24 protein-coding genes are annotated in these 23399 nt (G+C 48.6%); 2 read left to right on the forward strand and 22 right to left on the reverse strand.

The features are described from left to right. Positions 1 to 96: 96 nt before the first annotated feature. From H8K52_RS07475 to H8K52_RS07570, 20 genes are all read right to left on the reverse strand, one after another. Entirely contained in the window at positions 97 to 2091 is a 1995-nt protein-coding gene (locus tag H8K52_RS07475; RefSeq protein WP_186922274.1) for an acetyl/propionyl/methylcrotonyl-CoA carboxylase subunit alpha, read from the reverse strand. Between the two features lie 20 nt (positions 2092 to 2111). Continuing rightward, on the reverse strand, positions 2112 to 2444 hold the full coding sequence (locus H8K52_RS07480; RefSeq protein ID WP_186922275.1) for a hypothetical protein: 333 nt from the start codon (positions 2442 to 2444) through the stop codon (positions 2112 to 2114). A 2-nt stretch (positions 2445 to 2446) separates the two neighbouring features. Next, positions 2447 to 3502, reverse strand: a complete 1056-nt coding sequence (gene bioB / locus H8K52_RS07485) for a biotin synthase BioB (RefSeq protein WP_186922276.1) — start codon at positions 3500 to 3502, stop codon at positions 2447 to 2449. Between the two features lie 11 nt (positions 3503 to 3513). Beyond that, positions 3514 to 4200 (reverse strand): dethiobiotin synthase, encoded by a 687-nt coding sequence (bioD, locus tag H8K52_RS07490; protein WP_186922277.1) that lies wholly within the window; start codon positions 4198 to 4200, stop codon positions 3514 to 3516. A gap of 290 nt (positions 4201 to 4490) precedes the next feature. Beyond that, positions 4491 to 5675 (reverse strand): 8-amino-7-oxononanoate synthase, encoded by a 1185-nt coding sequence (gene bioF, locus H8K52_RS07495; protein WP_186922278.1) that lies wholly within the window; start codon positions 5673 to 5675, stop codon positions 4491 to 4493. After that, positions 5672 to 7057, reverse strand: coding sequence for an adenosylmethionine--8-amino-7-oxononanoate transaminase (gene bioA / locus H8K52_RS07500; RefSeq protein ID WP_281387940.1), 1386 nt, complete (start codon positions 7055 to 7057; stop codon positions 5672 to 5674). The genes bioF and bioA overlap by 4 nt, the downstream gene beginning before the upstream one ends. A gap of 132 nt (positions 7058 to 7189) precedes the next feature. Then, entirely contained in the window at positions 7190 to 7510 is a 321-nt protein-coding gene (locus H8K52_RS07505) for a DUF6881 domain-containing protein (RefSeq protein WP_186922279.1), read from the reverse strand. Positions 7511 to 7684: 174 nt separating this feature from the next. After that, positions 7685 to 8467 carry an enoyl-CoA hydratase/isomerase family protein gene (locus H8K52_RS07510; RefSeq protein WP_186922280.1) on the reverse strand — a complete coding sequence of 261 codons (783 nt, stop codon included), beginning with the start codon at positions 8465 to 8467 and terminating at the stop codon, positions 7685 to 7687. Positions 8468 to 8633: 166 nt separating this feature from the next. After that, positions 8634 to 10256, reverse strand: a complete 1623-nt coding sequence (locus H8K52_RS07515; RefSeq protein WP_186922281.1) for a carboxyl transferase domain-containing protein — start codon at positions 10254 to 10256, stop codon at positions 8634 to 8636. Positions 10257 to 10375: 119 nt separating this feature from the next. Then, the gene (locus H8K52_RS07520) at positions 10376 to 10753 is read right to left on the reverse strand and encodes a YchJ family metal-binding protein (protein ID WP_186922282.1); all 378 of its coding nucleotides are present in this window, start codon (positions 10751 to 10753) and stop codon (positions 10376 to 10378) included. Positions 10754 to 11043: 290 nt separating this feature from the next. Further along, entirely contained in the window at positions 11044 to 11340 is a 297-nt protein-coding gene (locus H8K52_RS07525) for a DUF7660 family protein (RefSeq protein ID WP_186922283.1), read from the reverse strand. Positions 11341 to 11345: 5 nt separating this feature from the next. Then, positions 11346 to 11744, reverse strand: a complete 399-nt coding sequence (locus H8K52_RS07530) for a rhodanese-like domain-containing protein (RefSeq protein WP_186922284.1) — start codon at positions 11742 to 11744, stop codon at positions 11346 to 11348. Positions 11745 to 11852: 108 nt separating this feature from the next. Continuing rightward, a complete protein-coding gene (locus tag H8K52_RS07535) occupies positions 11853 to 12458 on the reverse strand; it encodes a 2-hydroxychromene-2-carboxylate isomerase (RefSeq protein ID WP_186922285.1) in 606 nt (201 codons plus the stop codon). 220 nt (positions 12459 to 12678) lie between these two features. Then, positions 12679 to 13812 (reverse strand): acyl-CoA dehydrogenase family protein, encoded by a 1134-nt coding sequence (locus H8K52_RS07540; RefSeq protein WP_186922286.1) that lies wholly within the window; start codon positions 13810 to 13812, stop codon positions 12679 to 12681. A 37-nt stretch (positions 13813 to 13849) separates the two neighbouring features. Then, a complete protein-coding gene (locus H8K52_RS07545; RefSeq protein ID WP_186922287.1) occupies positions 13850 to 14113 on the reverse strand; it encodes a hypothetical protein in 264 nt (87 codons plus the stop codon). A 19-nt stretch (positions 14114 to 14132) separates the two neighbouring features. After that, on the reverse strand, positions 14133 to 14801 hold the full coding sequence (locus tag H8K52_RS07550) for an SDR family oxidoreductase (RefSeq protein WP_186922288.1): 669 nt from the start codon (positions 14799 to 14801) through the stop codon (positions 14133 to 14135). Positions 14802 to 14899: 98 nt separating this feature from the next. After that, positions 14900 to 16081, reverse strand: coding sequence for an acetyl-CoA C-acetyltransferase (locus H8K52_RS07555; RefSeq protein ID WP_186922289.1), 1182 nt, complete (start codon positions 16079 to 16081; stop codon positions 14900 to 14902). Between the two features lie 48 nt (positions 16082 to 16129). Continuing rightward, entirely contained in the window at positions 16130 to 17893 is a 1764-nt protein-coding gene (gene aceK / locus H8K52_RS07560) for a bifunctional isocitrate dehydrogenase kinase/phosphatase (protein WP_186922290.1), read from the reverse strand. Positions 17894 to 18099: 206 nt separating this feature from the next. Then, the gene (locus tag H8K52_RS07565; RefSeq protein ID WP_186922291.1) at positions 18100 to 19284 is read right to left on the reverse strand and encodes an isovaleryl-CoA dehydrogenase; all 1185 of its coding nucleotides are present in this window, start codon (positions 19282 to 19284) and stop codon (positions 18100 to 18102) included. A 220-nt stretch (positions 19285 to 19504) separates the two neighbouring features. Next, positions 19505 to 19906, reverse strand: a complete 402-nt coding sequence (locus tag H8K52_RS07570) for a MerR family transcriptional regulator (RefSeq protein WP_186922292.1) — start codon at positions 19904 to 19906, stop codon at positions 19505 to 19507. A 189-nt stretch (positions 19907 to 20095) separates the two neighbouring features. Between H8K52_RS07570 and H8K52_RS07575 the strand changes: the two genes are divergently transcribed. Together H8K52_RS07575 and H8K52_RS07580 are read left to right on the forward strand one after the other, a co-directional pair. Next, complete coding sequence (locus H8K52_RS07575; protein ID WP_186922293.1) at positions 20096 to 21169, forward strand: MBL fold metallo-hydrolase; 1074 nt, start codon at positions 20096 to 20098, stop codon at positions 21167 to 21169. A gap of 13 nt (positions 21170 to 21182) precedes the next feature. Then, positions 21183 to 22088, forward strand: coding sequence for a DMT family transporter (locus H8K52_RS07580; protein WP_246464342.1), 906 nt, complete (start codon positions 21183 to 21185; stop codon positions 22086 to 22088). 5 nt (positions 22089 to 22093) lie between these two features. On the opposite strand, the gene H8K52_RS07585 is transcribed toward H8K52_RS07580, so the two are convergent. Together H8K52_RS07585 and H8K52_RS07590 are read right to left on the reverse strand one after the other, a co-directional pair. Then, positions 22094 to 22321 (reverse strand): hypothetical protein, encoded by a 228-nt coding sequence (locus tag H8K52_RS07585; protein ID WP_186922295.1) that lies wholly within the window; start codon positions 22319 to 22321, stop codon positions 22094 to 22096. Positions 22322 to 22459: 138 nt separating this feature from the next. Further along, entirely contained in the window at positions 22460 to 23251 is a 792-nt protein-coding gene (locus H8K52_RS07590; protein WP_186922296.1) for a hypothetical protein, read from the reverse strand. Positions 23252 to 23399: the final 148 nt, after the last annotated feature.

Genomic DNA, 23399 nt, shown 5'->3' on the forward strand with positions numbered 1-23399 from the left:
CTAAAAATTTTCAATGCACTTTCAAATTTTACAGCTAGCCTGAACCACCCTCACCCCTACCCCTCTCCCGCTAGCGGGAGAGGGGTTCTACAATCATTACTGCTTAAAATTCAACAACGGCGCACCTTCAGTCACTTGATCACCAACCGCATACAAGACTTCCTCCACCACACCATCATGCGGCGCGGAGATCGTGTGTTCCATCTTCATCGCTTCCATGATCAATAAGGCTTCGCCCTTTTTGACTTCCTGACCATTCTTCACCACTACGGCAACGATCTTGCCTGGCATTGGTGCAGTTAAACGTCCGCCCTCTGCTTCGGCTTCACCTGCATGCGCCAATATGTCGTTGTAATGCAAATCGGTATACGCGCCTTGACTAAAGATGTGGAAATGCTCGCCATCGCGCACCACCGTGGCAGTTACAGTTTGATCAGCGATTGCCAAGACATAGTCATTTGCTTGCTGACGTACAAGTCGTACCGATTGGCTATTACCATTCGCCGCAATTACCCATGCATCATTCGTGTAAGTCACGTGAACTGCGTGCGTTTGATGTTCTTCCACAAATTGCAAACCACGTTGCATTTGTGTATTCATACGCCAGCCTTGATTGCTTTGCCAAGGATCGCTGCCACCAGTATTTTCTGCACTAATCAATGCCACTGCGGCAAAGGACAACGCATGCAAACTCGCTGGTGCTGGCGTCGGAAACAAAGCGTCTTGATTGCGTTCAATCAAACCAGTATCCAAATCCGCAGTCGAGAATGCTTGGCTAGTAATCAAACGTGATAAGAAAGCGATATTCGAATTCAAACCGACAATTTGATATTGAGACAAAGCTTGTGCCATGCGCGCCAAGGCTTCTGTTCTGTCTTTACCCCACACGATCATCTTCGCGATCATAGGGTCGTAGAAAGGGGAAATCGTATCGCCTTCGCGTACGCCACTATCGATCCTGAATGATGCTGGATCTGGTGAACCACCCAATTCGAAATTGACGGCGCTTGGTGTACGTGCATGACGCAAAGTGCCAATCGAAGGTAAGAAACCTTTTTCTGGATTCTCTGCATACACACGTGCTTCTATCGCGTGACCGTGGATCTGCAATTCAGATTGTTGCAAAGGTAGGTGTTCGCCGGCGGCAACGCGCAATTGCCATTCGACCAAATCGGTACCAGTGATCATTTCAGTCACGGGATGTTCGACCTGCAAGCGCGTATTCATTTCCATGAAATAGAAAGAACCGTCTTGATTAGCGATGAACTCCACCGTGCCTGCACCAACATAGCCAACTGCTTTTGCTGCTGCGACCGCAGCTTCACCCATCGCTGCGCGACGTTCAGCGGTCATACCTGGCGCTGGAGCTTCTTCTAATACTTTTTGATGACGACGTTGTACTGAGCAATCACGCTCAAACAGATACACGCAATTACCATGCGTATCGGCAAACACTTGAATCTCAATATGACGCGGACGTTGCAAATATTTTTCAGCAAGGACTTTATCGTCGCCAAAAGAATTGATCGCTTCACGTTTGCACGAAGCTAACCCATCTTTGAAATCCTTGCTGTGCTCGATCACACGCATGCCCTTACCACCGCCACCGGCGCTGGCTTTCAACAACACTGGGTAGCCTATACGATCCGCTTCATTCTGCAAGAAATCAGGATCTTGGTTATCACCATGATAGCCAGGTACCAAAGGCACGTTCGCTTTTTCCATCAAGGATTTAGCTGCCGACTTACTACCCATCGCTTCAATCGCAGACGCTGGTGGTCCAATGAAAGCGATACCCGCTTTGGCGCAGGCATTTGCGAATTCACTATTCTCAGACAAGAAACCATAGCCAGGATGGATCGCTTGCGCGCCAGTCGCCAACGCGACTTCGATAATTTTATCGGCGCGCAGATAACTTTCTTTCGCTGGTGCTGGGCCAATCAAGACCGCTTCATCACACACCGCCACATGCTTGGCATTGGCATCGGCTTCGGAATACACCGCCACCGTTTTAATACCCATGCGACGAGCAGTCGCCGCAACACGGCAAGCAATTTCGCCACGATTGGCGATGAGGATTTTGCTAAACATAATTTGATCTCTTCAAAATATCAAAAATTAATTTTTTCGGCTAACAACAATGGATTAAATATCGCTACAACAACCGCTTTACCAACAACACGATTCCCCTCTGCGACTGACATTTCTCGTCCGATCCAGAGACTCTTCGGATAAACTTCAGGCGTCAGAAACCAGACATTCGCCCTACCTGTTGCCCCAGGTGCAAGCTCAGGAGCGTCAAGAAAGTCATGATTCGTCGAAGTCCAATAATCTTCCTTGATCGCATACGCTGGTCTGTAGCCAGATTTGATAGGGAGATCTTTACCGCCCATCTCAGTAGCGAGTAAATCAAACATCACTTCGGCGTCTGGTGAGCGATCCATGATTAACTACAACTACCCGCTTTTTTCTCCACCACACCACGCGTCTTCAAACCCAATTTTTCTAACAAAACCTTGTCATCTTCCGCTTCAGGATTATCCGTCGTCAACAATTTATCGCCGTAGAAAATCGAGTTAGCGCCAGCGAGGAAACACATCGCTTGTACTGCTTCGCCCATTTGACGACGGCCTGCGGATAAACGCACGCGTGCTTTCGGCATCGTGATGCGTGCGACAGCGATAGTGCGTACAAATTCCAAAGGATCGAGCGGGTCAAGACCATGCAAAGGTGTACCTGCTACTTGCACCAAATGATTCACCGGTACTGATTCTGGGTAAGGGTTTAAATTAGCCAGTTGCGCGATTAAGCCAGCACGTTGTCGACGCGTTTCGCCCATACCAACGATGCCGCCGCAGCATACTTTTAAGCCTGCGGTACGCACGTGACCCAAGGTATCGAGACGGTCTTGATAGTCGCGTGTTGAAATGACGTTATCGTAAAACTCAGGTGCAGTATCGAGATTGTGGTTGTAGTAGTCGAGACCAGCATCTTTCAAACGTTGCGCTTGTTCTTCTTTAAGCATGCCCAAGGTCGCGCATGTTTCTAAGCCCATGGCTTTAACTTCACGCACCATGGTTTCGACTTTTTCCATGTCACGATCTTTTGGCGAACGCCATGCTGCGCCCATGCAGAAACGGGTAGCACCGCTTTCGCGGGCGGCTTTGGCTGCACTCAAGACTTCGCGCACATCCATCAATTTCTTCGCTTCAACACCAGTATCATAGCGCGCTGCTTGGGGACAATAGCCACAATCTTCTTCGCAGCCACCAGTCTTAATCGACAGCAAAGTCGCCAGTTCCACATCGGCATTCGGAAAGTTTTCACGATGCAGAACCTGTGCCTTGAACATCAAATCATTGAAAGGCAAATCAAACAATGCCATCACATCGTCAACCGGCCAGGTCTCCGCTTCGATGGCTTTCACTGGTGCGTGAAACTGTATGCCTTGCACTGTCTCTTTAGCTTTTGCGTTATCGACCGTTTGTTCCAAGTGTTCCATGTTCATTTCCTTCACTTCAATAAATTCAAATCTAAATACTGGCTCGCTTGCTCAATCTCATTGACAGCTAAACGAGGCATCACAGCTAGGCAAGGTGCATCTAAACGCTGTTTAAGCGCCTGCACATTTTCTTCAAAAAACTTCATATCCGTATCAACCGTATTTGCCACCCAGCCCGCCAGACGAAGCCCACTCGCGTTAATTGCTTGCGCCGTCAATAATGCATGATTAATGCAACCGAGACGCATACCAACTACCAAAATTACCGGCAAGGCCAAACGTTGCGCCAAGTCGACAGTACTGGTTTCATCGTCTAACGGCACACAAAATCCACCTACGCCTTCGACTAAGACTACGTCTGCTAATTGCTGCGCTTGTTGATAGCAACTTGCAATGTGCTGCACATCCATCTTTACGTTTTCTACCGCGGCAACGATATGCGGTGCTGCTGGTGTTCGCATTAAATACGGCACAACGATTTCCTGTGGCGCTTTGACGCTGGATGCCGCGACCAAACTATCGACATCTTCGTTATGCAAAACGCCATCGATTTCTTCGGCACCCGAGGCGATTGGTTTCAACCCTAATGTCGAATTGCCCTGCTTTGCAAAGGCACGCAACAAGGCTGACGTTGTGAACGTCTTACCGATTTCTGTGTCGGTACCAGTGATGAAATAATCGTTTTTTCTATTTTGCATTTCTTAAACTTTGTTCTCTCAAAACTATTTCTATTTCTTGCGCTGTCAATCTCGTAGGGCGGGTGCAACCCGCGCTGCTCAGACGCTCAATGTTTCGGCGGCGCGGGTTTCACCCGCCCTACACATACTGTTTTCACTCCCTTCTCCCGCGAGCGGGAGAAGGGCCGGGGATGAGGGTGGTTCAAATTAGTTCAACGATTCTCTATCACTGACATCAGAATCACTATGCACTCTCTGAACTACCCTCACCCTAGCCCTCTCCCGCTTGCGGGAGAGGGGACTTTAAAACTTCATTCTTCCAAAGCATTCACAGCATCAATCAACAAAGCCAAATCTTCACTAGTATGCGCAGCAGACAAAGTAATACGCAGACGTGCCGTTCCTACCGGCACTGTCGGTGGCCGTATCGCTGGCACCCAAAAACCTTGCTCGTACAAAGTCGCTGCGGCTTGTAAACTTTCGGCATTGTCACCAATCACGATAGGCTGCACCGCTGTATCCGATGGCATCAAAGTCCACCGTTTAAGTTTCAAATCACGGCGTAACTGTGCAATCAAAGCCTGCAAATGAGCACGTCTCGCTTGCCCTTCTTCGCCTTGAATGATATCCAAGCTCGTCAGTAAAGCATGTGCCAATGCCGGTGGCGCAGCCGTGGTATAGATATACGGACGGGCTTTATTGACCAGCCATTCAATCACATCCTCATGCGCGGCAACGAAGGCGCCGCCGACACCAGCCGACTTACCCAATGTTCCCATGTACACCAAATTAGGAGAGCATAAATTGTAATGCTCTAAAACCCCGCGACCATTGGCACCCAAGGCACCAAAACCATGCGCATCATCGATCACTAACCAAGCATTGAATTCTTCGCACACTGAGAGTAATTCGGGTACTGGCGCCAGATTGCCATCCATACTAAAGACACTATCGCTGACGACAATCTTGGTCGCCGCAGTCGAGGCTTGTAATAGCGTTCGTAAGTGAGCGACATCACCATGCGGGAACACATGCAATTTCGCACGCGAGAGTTTAGCGCCATCAATCAATGACGCATGATTCAAGGATTCGGAAAATAATTCCGTGTCTTTTCCAGATACCGCTGCCAAGCCCGCCAACACCGCGAGATTGGCCATATAGCCCGTGCAGAAATACAAGGCTCGTGCTCGATGAAGATGCGGCGATACAAACTCCGCCAAACGCTCTTCGAGCAAAGCATGAGCGCGGCTGTGGCCGCTGATCAAATGCGATGCACCACTACCGACACCATATAAATCCGCACCTTCTTGCAAGGCAGCGATGATCTTAGGATGTGCTGCCAGACCAAGATAATCATTGCTACAAAACGCCAGCATGTCGCGACCATCAACTTTTACCCGTGGGGCACTCGGGCTCTCTGCATGACGACGGCGACGACGCAGACTCTTCGCATCTAAGGCAGCTAATTCATGTTGGATTTGATCGAGTAAAATCACGCCGCTTCTCCCATTACCTGATTGAAGACTTTCAGCATGCGCTCGCCAACTAAACTTATTTCTTCTTGATTCAAAATATACGGTGGCATCAAATACACCGTGTTGCCGATGGGGCGTAACAATAATTCTTCTTGCAAAGCCTGCGTGAAGAAACGGCGCGAAAATGTCTTGGCCGCTTGTTCGTCTTTTGCTTCCTTATTTGTATCATGGAACACCGCATCAAAAGCCCACATCATGCCTTGTTGGCGGAAATGTTTGACTTGAGTGTGTTGCGCTAGTGGCTGCAATGCTTGCGTGATTGCTTCAGCCTTTATACGATTTTGTACCAACACATCGTCAGACTCAAAAATTTCTAAAGTCGCCAAGGCTGCACGGCAAGCTAAAGGATTTCCCGTATAGGAATGTGAATGCAAAAATCCGCGACGCACATCGGTGTGATAAAACCCTTGGTAAATGTCATCGCGTGTCATCACCAAAGATAAGGGTAAGTAACCGCCACTGATGCCCTTAGATAGACACACAAAGTCAGGCCAGATCTGCGCATTTTCACACGCGAAGAAAGTACCGCTACGACCACAACCGACCGCGATTTCATCGGCAATCAGATGCACTTGGTATTGATCGCAGAGCGCACGGACCAGACGCAAATACTCAGGGTCGTGCATCGCAAAACCTGTCGCGCATTGCACTAAGGGTTCCAAAATCACCGCGGCAATTTTGCCTGCGCGCTCTTGCAAGCAGCGCTCCATATCAGCAGCGGCGCGTCGTGCGACATCAATCGCGGTCTCGCCATCAAGCGCCTGACGTGCATCAGGCGACGCCACCACATGGGCATTGCGTATCATAGGGCCGTAGGCATCGCGGAATAATGCGACGTCAGTGACAGCTAAAGCGCCGATGGTCTCGCCGTGGTAACTACCTTTGAGGCAAATAAATTCTTGTTTTTCAGTTTGCCCTTGGTTGCGCCAAAAATGAAAACTCATCTTCAAGGCGATTTCCGTCGCCGACGCACCATCCGATGCGTAGAAACAATGACCGAGTACGCCACTAGTCAAGGCTGATAGTTTTTCTGATAAACGAACTACAGGCTCGTGCGTAAAGCCTGCCAACATCGCATGTTCTAATTGATCGAGTTGCTCTTTTAGCGCTGCATTGATGCGCGGATTAGCATGACCAAACAGATTCACCCACCAGGAACTGATGCCATCCAAATAGCGCTTGCCATCCATATCGACCAACCAGGCACCACGACCATGACTGACAGGAATGAGTGGCATGGTCTCATGATGCTGCATTTGGGTGCACGGATGCCACACGCTTTGCAGGCTACGCTCTACCCATGAGTTACTCGGTGTTTTCAATTCGGTATTCACTGCGGTCAACTTTGTTCCTAATTCTTCTTAATGATTCACTTTGCTGCTTGGTACGGAGCCTATTACTGCGATATCTAACATGTAGGGCGGGTGCAACCCGCGCTGTTGTTCAACCATTAGGCGGTGCGTGTTGCACCCGCCCTACGAATTCTCAAATCGTTTTAACCATTCTGATTCGAATTCAGCGGAGCTTAATTCCCTAGCTTTAAATTGATCATCGGACACGATAACCTCAATTTCGGGCCAAGGCTTTTCACCTAACATAGTCTCGCCCTCATCTTCAAAATTCTCAGCGAAACCTTTGTGTCGATCTCGAAAAACTTCTATCTTGCGTATTTCCCAACCTTCATCATCGATTTCAGCAAAGATCGTGATAGGGTATTCATCGTTTTCCTGTAACCAATCAACTTGAAAATAACGCATATTTCTCACCAACTTTTGATCTACGAATTTGCTTTTCATCCCCTCTCCCGCGGGCGGGAGAGGGTTAGGGTGAGGGGGATTCAGAAATCTGCAATGCTAGTACTTCGCTTGCCTTGCAGAAACCTTGAGCACCCTCATCCCCAACCCTTCTCCCGCTTGCGGGAGAAGGGGGAACAACTATCTAACCCGCCATTATACGTGATCAATTCTTGCTCAACTGAGCCAGCTCGGCTTGCGTTTCTCTAAGAAAGACCGCACTCCCTCACGCCCTTCTTCGGAGGCGCGGATCACGGCGATGCCTTCTACGGTATTTGCAATCAACTCCGGTGTAATTTCACGACCGCCCACATCACGTACTAACACCTTGGCTTGGGCGACCGCATTCGGGCTGTTGGTTACCAGTGCTTTGACGATTTCCGCTACTTTCGCTGTTAGCGCGTCTGCGCCGACCACTTCATGCACAAAACCTATGCGCAAGGCTTGCGCCGCATCGAAACGCTCCGCTGTCAGGAAGTAACGACGTGCAGCATTTTCGCCCATGGCCTTAATCACATACGGTGAAATCGTTGCAGGAATCAATCCTAACTTGACCTCACTCAAACAAAATTGCGCGGTATCGACCGAGATGATGACGTCACATGCCGCCACCAAGCCCATACCGCCGGCATAGCAATCGCCCTGCGCTTGCGCTACGACTGGTTTGCTACAGGTATAAATCGCTGACAACATCGCTGCTAGTTGCCCCGCATCGGCGAGATTTTCAGCGTGCGTGTAGTCCGCCATCTTCTTCATCCAATTGAGATCAGCGCCAGCGCAAAACGCCGGACCATTCGCCGCCAACACAATTGCACGAATACTGTTATCGCTACTCAATTCATTAAACACCTGCGTAATCTCAGCAATCGTCGTTTCGTTAAATGCATTGCGCACATCGGGACGATTTAGAGTGACTGTGGCGACTTTGTTGTCGCGAGTGAGTGTTAGGGTTTGGTACATGAGACTTCCTTCTTACGATTTTCTACAACTTCTCTGGAGGCAAGGTCAATGCGAAAAATTCAATTATCGGGATGCAGTGCAAGAAGCAAACCGGAGCAATATGTCGATATTGCGAGGATTTGCGACACAGCAATGCGCCCGAGAATTGGATTTAGCGCGATGACCGTTACATGCGGAATATCCCGAACTTCGCATCTGGAATCGGCGCATTGAGTGCAGCCGACAATCCCAATCCAAGCACCATACGCGTATCCGCCGGATCAATCACACCGTCATCCCATAAGCGTGCAGACGCATAGTAAGGATGGCCTTGGTGTTCGTACTGATCTTTGATCGGTTGTTTAAACGCGGCTTCTTCTTCCGCACTCCAGCTGCCGCCTTTACCTTCGATGCCGTCACGACGCACTGTTGCCAACACGCTCGCTGCTTGCTCGCCACCCATGACCGAGATACGGGCGTTTGGCCACATCCACATGAAGCGTGGAGAATAAGCGCGGCCGCACATACCATAGTTACCTGCACCAAAACTTCCACCGATAATGACTGTGAACTTCGGCACGTTTGCAGTCGCTACCGCTGTCACCATCTTGGCACCATTACGCGCAATACCTTCGTTTTCATATTTGCGTCCAACCATAAAGCCCGTGATGTTCTGCAAAAATATCAGTGGGATCTTACGCTGGCAGCACAGTTCGATGAAGTGCGTGCCCTTTAATGCGGATTCAGAAAACAAAATACCGTTATTGGCGATGATGCCGACTGGCATACCGTGAATATGCGCGAAACCGCAGACCAAGGTCGTGCCATAGCGCGCTTTGAATTCATCGAAATGGCTACCGTCCACCACACGCGCAATCACTTCACGCACATCGAAAGGCTTGCGTGTATCAACCGGAATGACGCCATACAATTCACTCGCCGGATACTTAGGCTCTTCCACGGATTTCATCACCACGGTTTGTGGTTTTTGACGGTTCAAATTCGACACGATTTGACGCGCCATCGCGAGGGCATGCGTATCGTTTTGCGCCAAATGATCGACCACACCCGATAAACGTGTGTGGACGTCGCCACCACCCAAGTCTTCCGCACTCACAACTTCGCCCGTTGCCGCTTTCACCAATGGTGGGCCGCCGAGGAAAATCGTACCTTGATTCTTAACGATAATAGACTCATCGCTCATCGCCGGCACATACGCACCGCCGGCGGTACAAGAGCCCATCACCACCGCGATTTGTGGAATGCCTTTGGCCGACATATTCGCTTGGTTATAGAAGATACGACCGAAGTGATCACGGTCTGGAAACACGTCTTCTTGATTCGGCAAATTCGCACCACCGCTATCCACCAAATAAATACAAGGCAAATTGTTTTGCTCAGCGATTTCTTGCGCACGTAAATGTTTTTTAACCGTGAGCGGATAGTAGGTACCACCCTTCACCGTCGCATCGTTACAGACGATCACGCATTCTTGCCCAGCAACGCGACCGATTCCTGTGATGACACCCGCACTTGGTGCAGCATCCGCATCATTCTTTTCTTTGTACATATTGAAGGCCGCGAGCTGAGAAAACTCTAGGAAAGGCGTACCTGGATCGAGTAAGTTTTGCACACGATCACGTGGCAACAATTTGCCGCGACCGAGATGCTTTTGACGCGCTTCTTCACCGCCGCCCAACGCAATTTTGGCGACCTTTTCTTTAAGGTCATCGACGATCAATTGCATCGCCGCAGCGTTGGCTTTGAAGTCCTCAGAGCGAGGATTTAATTTGGATTCTAGGGTTGTCATAATTGTTTATCCGAAAAACCTGCACATTTTTTTAAAAGCATTTGCCGCAGAGGCGCAGAGTTCGCAGAGGATTTTTAAGAGATTTCTCTGCGTCCTTCGCGCCTCTGCGGTTAAGCTTTTTATTCGTAAATTCCATCAACATAAAACCATTTTCCATCAAACTTCACGAACCGACTCTTCTCGTGCAAGCGATGGGCTTTGCCACCAATTTTGTACCGGGCGACAAATTCCACCATCGCCTCTTTTTCTTGTGCTTCATGTTTCTTCACTTCCAAACCTAACCACTTCGATGCACCACCATCGACGATGCGCTCTTTAGGGCAAGTTCGCTCATCCCAAGTCGCTCGCAGATACGCTTCATCGTTGAGCGTGTATGCGGTGTAACGCGAACGCATCAGTGCTTCTGCTGTTGGTGCGAACTCTGCACCGCTGATGTAGCGTTGGCAGCATTGCTCGAATTCTTTGTTGGAGCCACAGGGGCAGATTGTTTTGCTCACACTTTGCCTAAATTTCTAAACGAAAATTACTTCAACACAAATTCATCTTGTACAGGTCGGGGGTGGCCCGACAGCCAGTTACCTTTTTTGCTTCGCCAAAAAAGGTAACCCAAAAAAGGCGACCGCACTTCACAGCCCTTCGGGTTCCCAATGCTGCGAAACAAAAAATGGGAAAGCGTTGAAACTCGCTACGCTCAAACAGCAACGCTTTCTTTTTCCATTTTCTGTGTCGCATCATTGGCTGTTCAGAAGCGGATGAAAGTCAAAACCAAATACCGACAAGGTCCTGGCTACTCGTAAATTTTTCCCATGTAAATGATCTCTGCTGCACAGCGCCATGGATTTTCTGGCTTCTTATAGAATTCTGTATCTTTCTTCGATGCAACCGCCCACGCTGCCGCAGATTCCAAAAAACCACCAATCGTTCCATTTTCCCAACCGTTGTGGCCACGACCGTACGGAGAACTCGGAGCTTCTATTTCTTTCGCTTCTGAGTCATACCAATCTTGAGACAAACCTTCAATGAAGCGCACAAACGACTCTTCACTATCCACTAATTCCAACAATTGCTGAAGTTTTTCATCCATAATTTTTATGCTTTCTTACTTTCTTTCACCGCCGTAGGCGCCCCTGCTGCTTTCCATGCACCAAAGCCACCATCGATGTGCGCGACATTTTCTAAGCCCATGTCTTGCACGGTCTTAGTCGTCAAAGCACTGCGCCATCCGGCCGCGCAAAATAGAATGAATTCTTTGTTCTCGCCGAACACGGGATTGAAGTAAGGCGAATCTGGGTCGACCCAAAATTCGATCATGCCGCGTGGGGCATGAAACGCGCCGGGAACGATGCCCTCTCTTTCAAGCTCACGAATATCGCGGACGTCGATGAATTGCACTTGCGGATCGCCTAACTTCGCCTGCGCTTCGGCCACGCTATAGGTTTTGATCTGTGCGTTTGCTTCGTCGACTAATTGTTTGTAGCCTTTTTTCATCATGCATTTCCTTAAGACCAAATTCTTTGCCGCAGAGGCGCAGAGGTCGCAGAGTTCTATATGTATTTCTCTGCGTTCTCTGCGCCTCTGCGGTTCAACATAGCTCTTTTAAAAACCGCCCGTCGCTAACCATTTTTCTAATTGTGGCAAGCGATCATTGCCCCAGAACGGTTCGCCATCGACAATCACCCAAGGTGCACCGAACACGCCTTTGCTCACAGCTTCTTCGCAAGCCGCATTCAACTGCGCTTTATAGCGTTCGTCTCTACATGCTGCGGCAGCGGCAGCGCCATCTAAGCCCATTTGATTTACGTATTCTGCTAACCACGCAATATCATTCAATCCCGCGGGGCCGGAAAAGTAAGCTTTCGTCACCAAACGCGTGAATTCACCAACACGTTCAGGTGCGACTTCTTTCATCCACAAACAAACGCGTGCCGTGTTTTGTGTATTGATAGGAAATGGCTCAGGCAAGACAAATGGCAAACCCGCATAGCGCGCTGAACGCAACATATCTTGCTTGTGATAGCTCGCCATCATCGGTGGGCGCATTGTTAATGGACTAGAGTTGGTGGTCTTGAACACCACGCCCAATAACATCGGCTTCCAATCGATCTCGCGACCATATTTTGCTGCGAGCTCTTCTATTACTTGCGTGGTTAGATAGGCGTACGGTGAAACGTAGTCAAACCAGTATTCGATGCGATTGTTCATTATGACTCTCCAATTCAATTCGTGATTTATTACAGGTACTGCACACTTCGTTTCCGTCATTCCCGCGTAGGCGGGAATCCAGCGTCGTTCTTTCAGTCTCTAAAAAGTTTTAGCAGTAAACCGAAAACCAAAGTCACTGGATTCCCGCCTTCGCGGGAATGACGGTTAACTTAATGCTCGGTTAATTTACACGCTGATTTATCAAATACTGTACCCAAACTCAATCCAACAAACCACGACCAATCAAAATCTTCTGAATATCCGAACTACCTTCATAGATCTGACACACACGCACATCACGGTAGATACGCTCAACTGGGAAGTCGCTGACGTAACCATAACCACCATGAATTTGAATCGCATCGGAACACACTTTTTCCGCCATTTCCGACGCAAACAATTTCGCCATCGCTGCTTCTTTCAAGCACGGCTTACCCGCATCTTTCATACTCGCTGCATGCCAGATCAATTGGCGTGCTGCTTCGATTTGCGTCGCCATATCCGCCAAACGGAACTGTACGGCTTGGTGTTCAAAGATTGCTTTGCCAAACGTGCGGCGATCTTTCGCATAAGCCAAAGCGGCTTCGAATGCAGCACGTGCCATACCGACCGATTGCGAGGCGATACCGATGCGGCCGCCTTCTAAACCAGACAAAGCGATCTTATAGCCCTGACCTTCTTCACCGATTAAATTGGCGGCGGGAATACGGCAATTCTCAAACAGAATCTGCGCTGTATCGGAAGAATGCTGACCCATCTTATGTTCAAGGCTCGCAACGATATAGCCTGGCGTTTTGGTATCGACCCAAAACGCGCTGATCCCTTTTTTGCCGGCCGCTTTATCGGTCACGGCCATCACGATCGCCACATCGGCATGCTTACCGCTGGTGATAAATTGCTTCACGCCATTCAAGACATATTCATCGCCTTCTTTCTTTGCCGTCGTACGCAAATCGGAAGCATCACTGCCAGCATGGGGTTCCGTTAAGCAAAATGCGCCTAACATGTCGCCTTGTGCTAACGGGCGCAGCCATTGTTCTTTTTGTGCGGCATTCGCATACATCATGCCTATGCTGCAAACAGGGCAGTTATTCACCGACACCACAGTCGAGGTTCCACCATCACCGGCAGCAATTTCTTCCAGCACTAAAGCCAGAGACAAATAATCCATGCCTGCGCCGCCCAATTCTTCTGGCACCGCCACACCATAGGCGCCCATCGTCGCGAGCTCTTTCAATTCCTCGGCTGGAAAATGATGTTCTTTATCCCAACGTGCGGCATTTGGCGTGATGCGTTCTTGCACAAAGCTACGCACTGCGTCGCGGATCATTTCGTGTTCTGATGTTAATTGCATGTTTTACTCGTTTCTTAAATTCTCGAAATTTGAAAAGTCAGCTTCTAGATTGATCGTCTGCAATAAGTTTGTCGTAATCAATAAAGTCCCAAGGAATTTCACGCTTAAAAGTCTCGATCGCTTCATTCATCAATTCTAAAGAGACAGACTTTTTGAAGAGCGTCACTGTTCGGGTCTTTTCACTATCGTCGCGAAATATTTCAATAACGAGCTCGTCATTCCTATATATCTCGACTCCAATACCGTCACGCGAACTCATATCGCTTGCCACAACAACTCGATCCTTCGGCCATTTAGTCATTTAATAGACACCTCTCGACTTACCATTCAATAGTTACTCCGTCATAACTCAAAAATTGCCCATTCTGCACGCGGCTACTTTCCGCAATGACTTGACGCATGCCGGCGACGCTGACATCGACACTAATCTCAGCACCGATACCACCCATATCAGTTTGCACCCAACCCGGATGAAATGCGATGCATGTCGCTTTTTGCGTACTAAGTGAGGCATCTTTCAATACGGAATTCAATGCGGCTTTGCTGGCGCGATACAGCCATGCCACATTGTTTTCACGCAAACCGATGGATCCCATACGTGAGGACAACACAGCCAACTTGCCACCGGCATTTTCAACCATAGGCAATACCAAAGGCAGTAAGCGCATTGCAGCTAACACATTGGTATGCATGACTTGATCAAACTCTTCTTGCTGTGGCGATTGCAAACCATTTGTTCTACTACCAAATACACCCGCATTCAAAATGGCAACATCGATTTTTTCATCGTCGAGGCGCCAAGCCAATCCTGCGCAATCATTCAAGTTGTTTACATCCAAAGGCAGCGCTTCACAACCATGTGCGGTCAATTGCGCGAGGTCGTCGGACTTGCGTGCAGTAGCGATCACACGCCAACCTGCTGCTTTGTATTGCCGCGCAAATTCGTGACCTATGCCGCGTGAGGCTCCGATGATTAAGGCTGTTGGCATTGCTTTTACTCCGTTTTTTACTTCACTCGCAGAGCGTAAGATTCTCTACAGATTGATGTTGGGCTTTGCAGCCCAACCTACGTCAATAATTCAGGCGATTACACCAACTCAATCGCCATCGCGGTCGCTTCACCACCACCGATGCACAAAGACGCCACACCACGCTTACCGCCGCGTGCTTTCAGAGCACCGATCAGTGTCACGATGATACGCGCGCCAGATGCGCCGATTGGGTGACCCAACGCACATGCACCACCGTGGACGTTCATCTTGTCGTGAGAAATACCGAGGTCATGCATCGCTGCCATTGGCACTGCGGCGAATGCTTCGTTGACTTCGAACAAATCGACATCCGCCGTCGTCCAACCGATTTTTTTGTAGAGCTTTTCGATAGAACCAACTGGCGCTGTCGTGAACCAGCCTGGTTCTTGTGCGTGGGTTGCATGACCGAGAATTTTTGCGATTGGTGTTAAACCCAATTCTTTGGCTTTGGATTCGCGCATCAATACCAAGGCTGCTGCACCGTCATTGATGGACGAGGAAGATGCTGCGGTGATCGTGCCGTCTTTTTTGAATGCGGGCTTCAAATTTGGAATTTTGTCGAGCTTGGCTTTCAATGGACCTTCGTCTTTATCGATAACAACATCACCACCGCGACCAGATACCGTCACTGGGGCGATTTCCCAAGAAAATGCGCCGCTGCTCGCTGCGTTTTGTGCGCGTGTTACGGAGGCGATCGCAAATGCGTCTTGTGCTTCACGTGTGAAGCCGTATTTCGCGGAGCAATCTTCTGCAAATGTGCCCATGGAGCGGCCTTTATCATAAGCATCTTCCAAACCATCAAGCATCATGTGATCCATGATCGTACCGTGACCGATACGATAGCCGCCACGTGCCTTAGGAATGATGTATGGGGCATTCGTCATCGATTCCATACCGCCAGTGACCAACACGTCGTTGCTGCCAGCCAGTAAGGAATCATAGGCCATCATCGTGGCTTTCATCGCAGAGCCGCACATCTTAGATAAAGTGACCGCACCAGTCGAAAATGGCAAGCCCGCTGCCAACAAAGCTTGACGCGCTGGTGCTTGGCCTTGACCTGCCATCAAGCAGTTACCGAACAAAACTTCTTCGACCAACTCTGGCTTAAGGCCTGCACGTTCGACAGCTGCTTTGATCGCCACTGCACCGAGTTGGCTCGCAGTCAAAGACGCGAAATCACTTTGAAACGCGCCCATAGGAGTGCGAGCTGCGCCGACGATAACGATAGGATCATTCATGGTTTTCTCCAATTAAATTGTTCGTAGTTTTTGATAATTTTTAAACCGCTAATTCACAAATCTGATACTTTGCGGGTAAGGAAAAACATCATCGACCTTACCCTTCACAATTCGTTCTTTCCGATCTTGCCAATACTTCGCAGTCAGCAAGTCAGCATGGTGTTTCATAAAATACTGTTTGACCTTGGCGTTACCCAATAAGAAGGTACCGAACTGCTCTGGGAATACATCGTATTTTCCTATCGGATACCAAGGCTCGGCTGACATTTCATCTTCTTCATTGCGTGGCAAAGGGATCGTTCTGAAATTGCAATCCACGATGGTTTCGATCTCATCGTAGTCATAAAAAACGACACGTTTATGACGTGTTACACCGAAGTTTTTGTACAACATATCGCCAGGGAAAATATTTGCCCCGACCAATTCTTTGATTGCATTGCCGTACTCGACTATCGCATGTTCCATCGCGGCGTCATCACCCTTTTGCTCTGCTTCTGTCAGCCAGATATTCAATGGCGTCATGCGACGTTCGATGTACAGATGCTTGATGATGACTTCATCATCATTCACTTCCAAGATCGACGGTGCATAGCGTCGAATTTCTGCCAACAAATCCTCAGAAAAACGCGCGCGTGGAAAGGCTACGTCAGAATATTCCAAAGTATCTGCCAAGCGACCCACGCGATCATGATTTTTAACCAGTTGATACTTTTCTTTGATCAAAGCTTTAGTGGTTTCCTTTGGCGGTGGGAAGCTGTCCTTGATTAGCTTAAAGACGTAGGGAAACGATGGCAATGCGAACACCAACATCACGAGCCCGCGAATACCAGGCGCAGCCTCGATGATGTCAGATGAGTATTTAAGGTGATGCAAGAAATCACGATAGAACAAATTTTTACCGTGCTTTTGCAAACCCAACATGGTGTAAATCTCACTGCGCGGCTTGCGCGGCAAGATGCTGCGTATGAATTGCACATAGGCCGATGGCACATCCATGTCGACCATGAAATAGGCACGTGTGAATGAGAACAAGACGGTGATGTGCATGTTATCGAAGAGCACGGTATCCAAAATCAATTCACGATTCTTGTTGTGAATGATGGGAATCACGAAGGGCATTTCTTGATTGCCGTTGATACTTTTTCCAATAATGTAAGCGGCTTTATTACGGAAGAACAAACTCGCTAAAACTTGGAACTGATGATTCGGTTCAAAACGCATGTCACCAAATTGTTCTAACAGACGCGCTTCCACTTTCGCCAGATCATCATCGAGATGCGCGAACGGTGTTTGCAACTGAAAATTGGTGACGATGCGTTTTAAGCTAAAGCTTAAGCCATCGGCTGCGGGATAGTAAACGCGATAGGTGGCTGGTGTATCGTCACGTTCGATATAGTCGGTCGCCGTGGCGGGACGCACGAAAATGAAGTCGTTGTGGAAGTAGGTGCGGTGTAAAAGTTTGGTGCAGACCGTATTGAAGAAAGTCTCTGCCAATTCGGGACGCAAATGGTCGATCAGCAAACCCATGTAATGCAGCTTCACTTCGCGCCACACCTCATCAGTCAGATCATCATTGTCGTATTCATCTTCGAGAATTTGTACACATTCCTTGGCGCGCTTGTCATAGTACGCAATCCGCTCACGCGCATCTTCTTGTGCTGCTTTCCAATCGCCGCGTTCAAAACGCTGCTTCGCCATCTGCGTCGTCGCACGGAACAAACGGTAATGCTTATCAAAACCGTCGAGTATGGTCCTTGCAATGTCGAATGCAATTTGCGAAGACAACAATTTAGGAAAGGCGATTTGGGGCATAAGCGTCAACCGATTCAAAACCTCTCAATACAAACTGGCAAGGAACCCAGTTCAACGATTTTCATCATTGAATACAACTAACCAATGACCGTTGAGAAATTCGATTATGGGGAGGCAGTTCAAGGCGCCGCCCGCAGCAATATGTCGATATTGCGAGGATCGGCAACGCCGAAATGCACCCCAGAATCGGATTTATCAATGCGTCATTACAGGGTTTCGGCGAATAGTTCACGGCCGATGAGCATACGACGTATTTCACTCGTACCAGCACCAATCTCATACAACTTCGCATCACGCCACAAACGACCAACAGAGTATTCGTTGATATAGCCATTGCCGCCTAATGTTTGGATAGCTTCACCCGCCATCCAAGTCGCCTTTTCTGCGGAGTACAAAATCGCGCCGGCTGCGTCTTTACGCAAAGCACGTGTTGCCTCCGGTGTTTTCGCACGTACACATGCTTCGCCAACCGCATAGACGTATGCCTTACATGCCATCATGGTGGAATACATATCAGCGATCTTGCCTTGCATCAGTTGGAATTCGCCGATGGCTTGGCCAAACTGTTTGCGTTCATGGATGTAAGGAACCACGACGTCCATACAAGCTTGCATAATGCCCAATGGGCCGCCTGACAAGACTGCACGTTCAAAATCCAAACCAGACATCAACACATTGACGCCTTTACCAACGCCACCGAGTACGTTTTCCACTGGCACTTCGCAATCTTGGAACACCAATTCGCCAGTGTGCGAACCGCGCATACCGAGCTTGTCGAGTTTTTGCGCAATGCTGAAACCTTTGTAGCCTTTTTCGATGATGAAAGCAGTCATGCCACGTGGGCCGGCTTCCAAATCGGTTTTCGCGTAGACCACTAAAGTGTCTGCATCTGGACCATTGGTGATCCACATTTTGTTACCGTTCAAAACGTAGCGATCGCCTTTCAAATCCGCGCGCAATTTCATGCTCACGACATCGGAACCTGCATTTGGCTCAGACATCGCCAAAGCACCAATATGTTCACCAGAAATCAGCTTCGGCAAATATTTCGCTTTTTGTTCGGCATTGCCGTTGCGATTAATTTGGTTCACGCACAGATTGGAATGCGCACCGTAGGACAAACCAACGGAAGCCGAAGCGCGGGAAATTTCTTCCATGGCGATAATGTGCGCCAAGTAGCCCATATTGGCTCCACCGTATTCTTCGGAAACGGTCATGCCGTGCAAGCCCATCTCACCCATTTTTTTCCACAAATGCATAGGAAACTGATCTGTTTTATCCATCTCGGCGGCCAACGGTGCGATTTCGGCAGCAGCAAATTGTTGTACAGCTTCGCGCAATGCGGCGATATCTTCGCCATGATCAAACGTTAAACCTGGTAAGTGCAACATGGTGTCCCCAATCTAGGTAGTAATGATGATATGACTTCAAGCTGCTGTAGCTCGCTCGTTCGACTCAAAGTCGGTAGAAAGTGAGCTTGAGATTATATGCCTGCTTGAATGTCGAAAAATTTTGCAAAACGATTTAAAAGCCCGTTTTGCGTCAGTCAAAAATGATACTTCTAATTGACGTTAACGTAAACGTCAATTCAAACAATTTATCGTTACATAATTACGAACTTGATTTTGCTTTATTAACAATTCCCAAAAGGCGCTGGCTTTCCTCTTCATGCGCGGTGATTTCATCCAGCATGACTTCGATGTCTTCTCTTTGTTGCTCTAGCGACGTTCGGTGTTTCGCCAAGACATCAAGAAAACTCTGCAACTGAACTTCTGTATCTTTAGGCGAGTCATACATTGTGACCAAGTGTTTAATTTCCGATAGACTCAAGCCCAAACGCTTGCCACGCAAGGTTAATTTCAGGTGTGTGCGCTCACGTGCTGAGTACACACGATTGCGTCCGCTCGGGCCTTCACGGCTTGGACTGATCAAGCCTTGATCTTCGTAAAAACGAATTGCCCGCGGCGTAATATCGAATTCTTTTGCCAGTTCGGTGATGGTATAAGTTGCCATTGCTAAATCTTTTTTCTGTAATAAAAGCAAGAAAATTATCTGAAAAACACGTAATGTGTGCAGGTGAACCCTCTATAAAGCCAACATGAAATACGTTTTGAACTTAGAATCTTACCTGAAACGCAGTTAACGTAAACGTCAATTTACAAATCCTCTGCTCCCTCTTTGTTGCGCCACATACACATCACCATGAATCATCTAGAACAAGAATTACATTACCCTTTGAACGACCGCATTCCAGACGCTGGGCAAACCATACAAATTGCCCCTGGTGTCTTGTGGATACGTATGGGACTACCTTTTGCTCTGAATCATATCAATTTGTGGTTGATTGAAGACGTCTACACCACCGAAGCAGGACCAGCGCATGGCTGGACTGTCGTTGACTGTGGCATCAATAGCGATGCCACTCGCGATGCTTGGGAAATTTTGTTTGCTTCGCATCTCAAAGGCTTGCCTATCGTGCGGGTGATCGCGACCCACTGTCACCCAGATCATGTTGGCAGCGCAGACTGGCTTTGCTCGCTCTGGAATGCGCCTCTGTATATGAGCACCGGTGAGTACGCGTTTGCGCGCATGATGTCAGCCGGATTGCCTGGTGTCGACGGCTCGGCGATGTTTCCGCATTTCCGCAAACATGGCATGGTGACTACGGAAATGCAGGACAAAATCCAAGAGCGTAAGACCTACTACACACGCTTGGTTCCGACCGTACCAACTTCCTATCATCGTCTGCAAGATGGTCATAGCATCTCCATCGGTCAACATGAGTGGCGCATCATCACGGGTTTTGGTCATTCGCCAGAACACGTTTCTTTGTATTGCGCGACGCTCAACTGTCTGATTGCTGGTGACATGGTGTTGCCACGGATATCGACCAATGTGTCAGTTTTTGCCGCCGAACCCGAAGCAGATCCGGTCAAGCAGTATCTGGCCTCTCTAACAAAGTATGCGGATCTGCCGGACGATGTTTTAGTGCTGCCTTCGCATGGCAAACCCTTTACCGGCATTCACAAGCGCATCCAACAATTGCGCGATCATCATGCAGAACGTTTGCAAGAAGTCTTAGATGCGTGCACGACGCCATTATCGGCGCACGATATCGTCCCCATCATGTTTAAACGCCCGCTCGATGCGCATCAATTGACCTTTGCCTTAGGTGAGGCTTTGGCGCATTGCCATTACCTTTGGTTTGAAGGCAAATTGCAACGCCGTTTAGAAGCGGATGATGTGTACCGTTTTGTTCGCAGCACCGCGATCTGACAACATGGAAACCATGAAACAAGCACCGTTATCGGTTTACGCGAAACTGGTCTGTGTTGCACTATTTTGGGGCGGCACTTTTATCGCTGGTCGCATCGTCTCGACTGAGATTCCACACATGATCGCTGCCGCAGGGCGCTTTCTGGTTGCGTGCGTATTTTTACTTCTGCTAGCCTGGCGCGTTGAAGGAGGTTTACCTAAGCTCTCACGTCAACAATTGCAGGCAACGTTTGGACTTGGGGCGACTGGGATTTTTCTGTATAACATTTGTTTCCTAGCGGCTCTGGAGCGTATGCCAGCAGGACGCAGCGCCCTATTTGTGTCCCTCAGTCCCATCGTCACGGCTTTATCCATGGCGATATTATTTCGCGAACGTTTAGGTGCGATCAAATGGCTGGGAATCGCGATCGCTTTTCTCGGTGCCGCGGTGGTCATTACGCGGGGAGATTTATTCAGTGTCGTGCATGACATTTCCAGCTCTATGGGTGCTGGCGAATTATTTATGTTGGGCGCGGTCGGCTCTTGGACTGCGTACACGATCTTAGGCAAACACGCCCTCAAAGGTCTATCACCCATTGCGGCAACCACCTATGCGTCATTGTGGGGGCTAGCATTGCTCTGCATGGGTGCTGTCAATCAATTACCTTTACTTGACACCAGCAAACTGACTTGGCAAGTGGTAAGTGCCATTGTCTTTTTGGGCATATTTGGCACGGTCATCGGTTTTGTCTGGTACTACGAAGGCGTCAAAGCCATCGGCCCCGCACGCACAGCGGTGTTTAATAATTTGGTGCCGGTATTTGGCGTCACGCTGAGCAGTCTGATGCTCAAAGAGCCGGTATTAATATCGATGATCGTTGGTGGTTTACTTGTGATCGCAGGAGTCTCTCTAACGAATCGCTCAACTAGTAATGACTAGCGATATCAGTCCGCAAGAAAAAACCATAGCCCTAAGGCCAGCAAAGTAGTAGTCATAATCATTGCTGGCACCAAATAAATGAAACCGATGCGACGAGGCTGCAAGGCTTTTTGCCTCAATTGACCCTGCACGTTTAAGGCATGTTTAGCTGGCACTTCTGAGATGGAAACGCGGCCGACTGGCGGCCTAGGCGATGGATTTAAGATCGGCGGCAATACACGATAATGCGGCATATGACTTGTTGAAAAATGAGAAGGAGTTGATTGGAACACAGTCAGCCAAGCTTGTTGCAGTGTTACTCAACTTATCTCAAAAGTACGAAAAATCGCTACGTAGCGTAGCGATTTTCGATACTTATCCAACCTCGATTTCTAAATTTTCGCAGAAGGCCACGAACTTGATCTTCCGACACTTGGAAACTTCGGGTGCAACCAATGCCAAATAATCAAAGCAGCGGCAGCACTCGCCAACAAATGTTTTATCGTATGTCCACTCAGCAAACCGGTGTGCAATAGAATCGCCGCATCGCCAATTTCACAAACTTTCGCCAGTACATAACAAGCAATCGCAGCAGCATAAATCCAGCGTGTGCGCTTAGGCGCTGCATAAATTCCCTGCCAAAGCGGGATCAATATAATCGCCATTAATTGCAAAGCTAAATAAGGTCGTAAATCACCACTTTGTTGCCACCACAAAACAGAAGCGGTAGCGAACGCAATCAACGCGATCAAATCACGTCGCGCGGCTAATAACTCTTGATCGAAACATTCCGTACGTACGGCGGCAATTAAGGTGGCGCATGCTAGCGCAATGGGCAAACGATCCCAAAACAAGCGTGCATCATCTGGCGCCAAATGATAAAAAGTCGATCCCACACTGGTCGCAAAAATACTCAACACAAAGCATAGATAAGCATAATCTTTGGGGTGCCGTCTGGAGGAACGCTGGTGAAAATAAGCCCGACTGGCGAATAAGCCAAGCAGACCAATCACAGCAAAAGCGAGATTACTCAAAACATCCAGTGCATTTGGAATGGTCCAATAAGCCGACGTATCAGCAAAAACGTGATAATCCGCATACTGTTGTATGGTCCCATGCATCAACATCAAGAGAGTACAAACTCCCACGATAAGGAGAGGTAAATAGCGCCATTTCTTAGTCATTTTTGTCACCGCTTTCTAGCCGAAAAAGGAAAGGGCGTAGCATGCAGCATGTCAGAGCAATCAAAAACTTTAGCCTACTTAGTTTCACATTAACAGCTAACAAGTTGCTTCTTGCGATACTCTATCCATAGTCAATCCCTAGGCGAAA

Source organism: Affinundibacterium seohonense (assembly GCF_014284305.1).
Taxonomy (GTDB): domain Bacteria; phylum Pseudomonadota; class Gammaproteobacteria; order Burkholderiales; family Burkholderiaceae_D; genus Undibacterium; species Undibacterium seohonense.

What these genes read in the sequence shown, in the direction of transcription:
- H8K52_RS07475 (WP_186922274.1), bottom strand. Translation starts at nt 2,091, where the DNA reads ATGTTTAGCAAAATCCTCATCGCCAATCGTGGCGAAATTGCTTGCCGT.
- H8K52_RS07480 (WP_186922275.1), bottom strand. Translation starts at nt 2,444, where the DNA reads ATGGATCGCTCACCAGACGCCGAAGTGATGTTTGATTTACTCGCTACT.
- bioB (WP_186922276.1), bottom strand. Translation starts at nt 3,502, where the DNA reads ATGGAACACTTGGAACAAACGGTCGATAACGCAAAAGCTAAAGAGACA.
- bioD (WP_186922277.1), bottom strand. Translation starts at nt 4,200, where the DNA reads ATGCAAAATAGAAAAAACGATTATTTCATCACTGGTACCGACACAGAA.
- H8K52_RS07505 (WP_186922279.1), bottom strand. Translation starts at nt 7,510, where the DNA reads ATGAAAAGCAAATTCGTAGATCAAAAGTTGGTGAGAAATATGCGTTAT.
- H8K52_RS07510 (WP_186922280.1), bottom strand. Translation starts at nt 8,467, where the DNA reads ATGTACCAAACCCTAACACTCACTCGCGACAACAAAGTCGCCACAGTC.
- H8K52_RS07515 (WP_186922281.1), bottom strand. Translation starts at nt 10,256, where the DNA reads ATGACAACCCTAGAATCCAAATTAAATCCTCGCTCTGAGGACTTCAAA.
- H8K52_RS07525 (WP_186922283.1), bottom strand. Translation starts at nt 11,340, where the DNA reads ATGGATGAAAAACTTCAGCAATTGTTGGAATTAGTGGATAGTGAAGAG.
- H8K52_RS07530 (WP_186922284.1), bottom strand. Translation starts at nt 11,744, where the DNA reads ATGAAAAAAGGCTACAAACAATTAGTCGACGAAGCAAACGCACAGATC.
- H8K52_RS07535 (WP_186922285.1), bottom strand. Translation starts at nt 12,458, where the DNA reads ATGAACAATCGCATCGAATACTGGTTTGACTACGTTTCACCGTACGCC.
- H8K52_RS07540 (WP_186922286.1), bottom strand. Translation starts at nt 13,812, where the DNA reads ATGCAATTAACATCAGAACACGAAATGATCCGCGACGCAGTGCGTAGC.
- H8K52_RS07545 (WP_186922287.1), bottom strand. Translation starts at nt 14,113, where the DNA reads ATGACTAAATGGCCGAAGGATCGAGTTGTTGTGGCAAGCGATATGAGT.
- H8K52_RS07550 (WP_186922288.1), bottom strand. Translation starts at nt 14,801, where the DNA reads ATGCCAACAGCCTTAATCATCGGAGCCTCACGCGGCATAGGTCACGAA.
- H8K52_RS07555 (WP_186922289.1), bottom strand. Translation starts at nt 16,081, where the DNA reads ATGAATGATCCTATCGTTATCGTCGGCGCAGCTCGCACTCCTATGGGC.
- aceK (WP_186922290.1), bottom strand. Translation starts at nt 17,893, where the DNA reads ATGCCCCAAATCGCCTTTCCTAAATTGTTGTCTTCGCAAATTGCATTC.
- H8K52_RS07565 (WP_186922291.1), bottom strand. Translation starts at nt 19,284, where the DNA reads ATGTTGCACTTACCAGGTTTAACGTTTGATCATGGCGAAGATATCGCC.
- H8K52_RS07570 (WP_186922292.1), bottom strand. Translation starts at nt 19,906, where the DNA reads ATGGCAACTTATACCATCACCGAACTGGCAAAAGAATTCGATATTACG.
- H8K52_RS07575 (WP_186922293.1), top strand. Translation starts at nt 20,096, where the DNA reads ATGAATCATCTAGAACAAGAATTACATTACCCTTTGAACGACCGCATT.
- H8K52_RS07580 (WP_246464342.1), top strand. Translation starts at nt 21,183, where the DNA reads ATGAAACAAGCACCGTTATCGGTTTACGCGAAACTGGTCTGTGTTGCA.
- H8K52_RS07585 (WP_186922295.1), bottom strand. Translation starts at nt 22,321, where the DNA reads ATGCCGCATTATCGTGTATTGCCGCCGATCTTAAATCCATCGCCTAGG.
- H8K52_RS07590 (WP_186922296.1), bottom strand. Translation starts at nt 23,251, where the DNA reads ATGACTAAGAAATGGCGCTATTTACCTCTCCTTATCGTGGGAGTTTGT.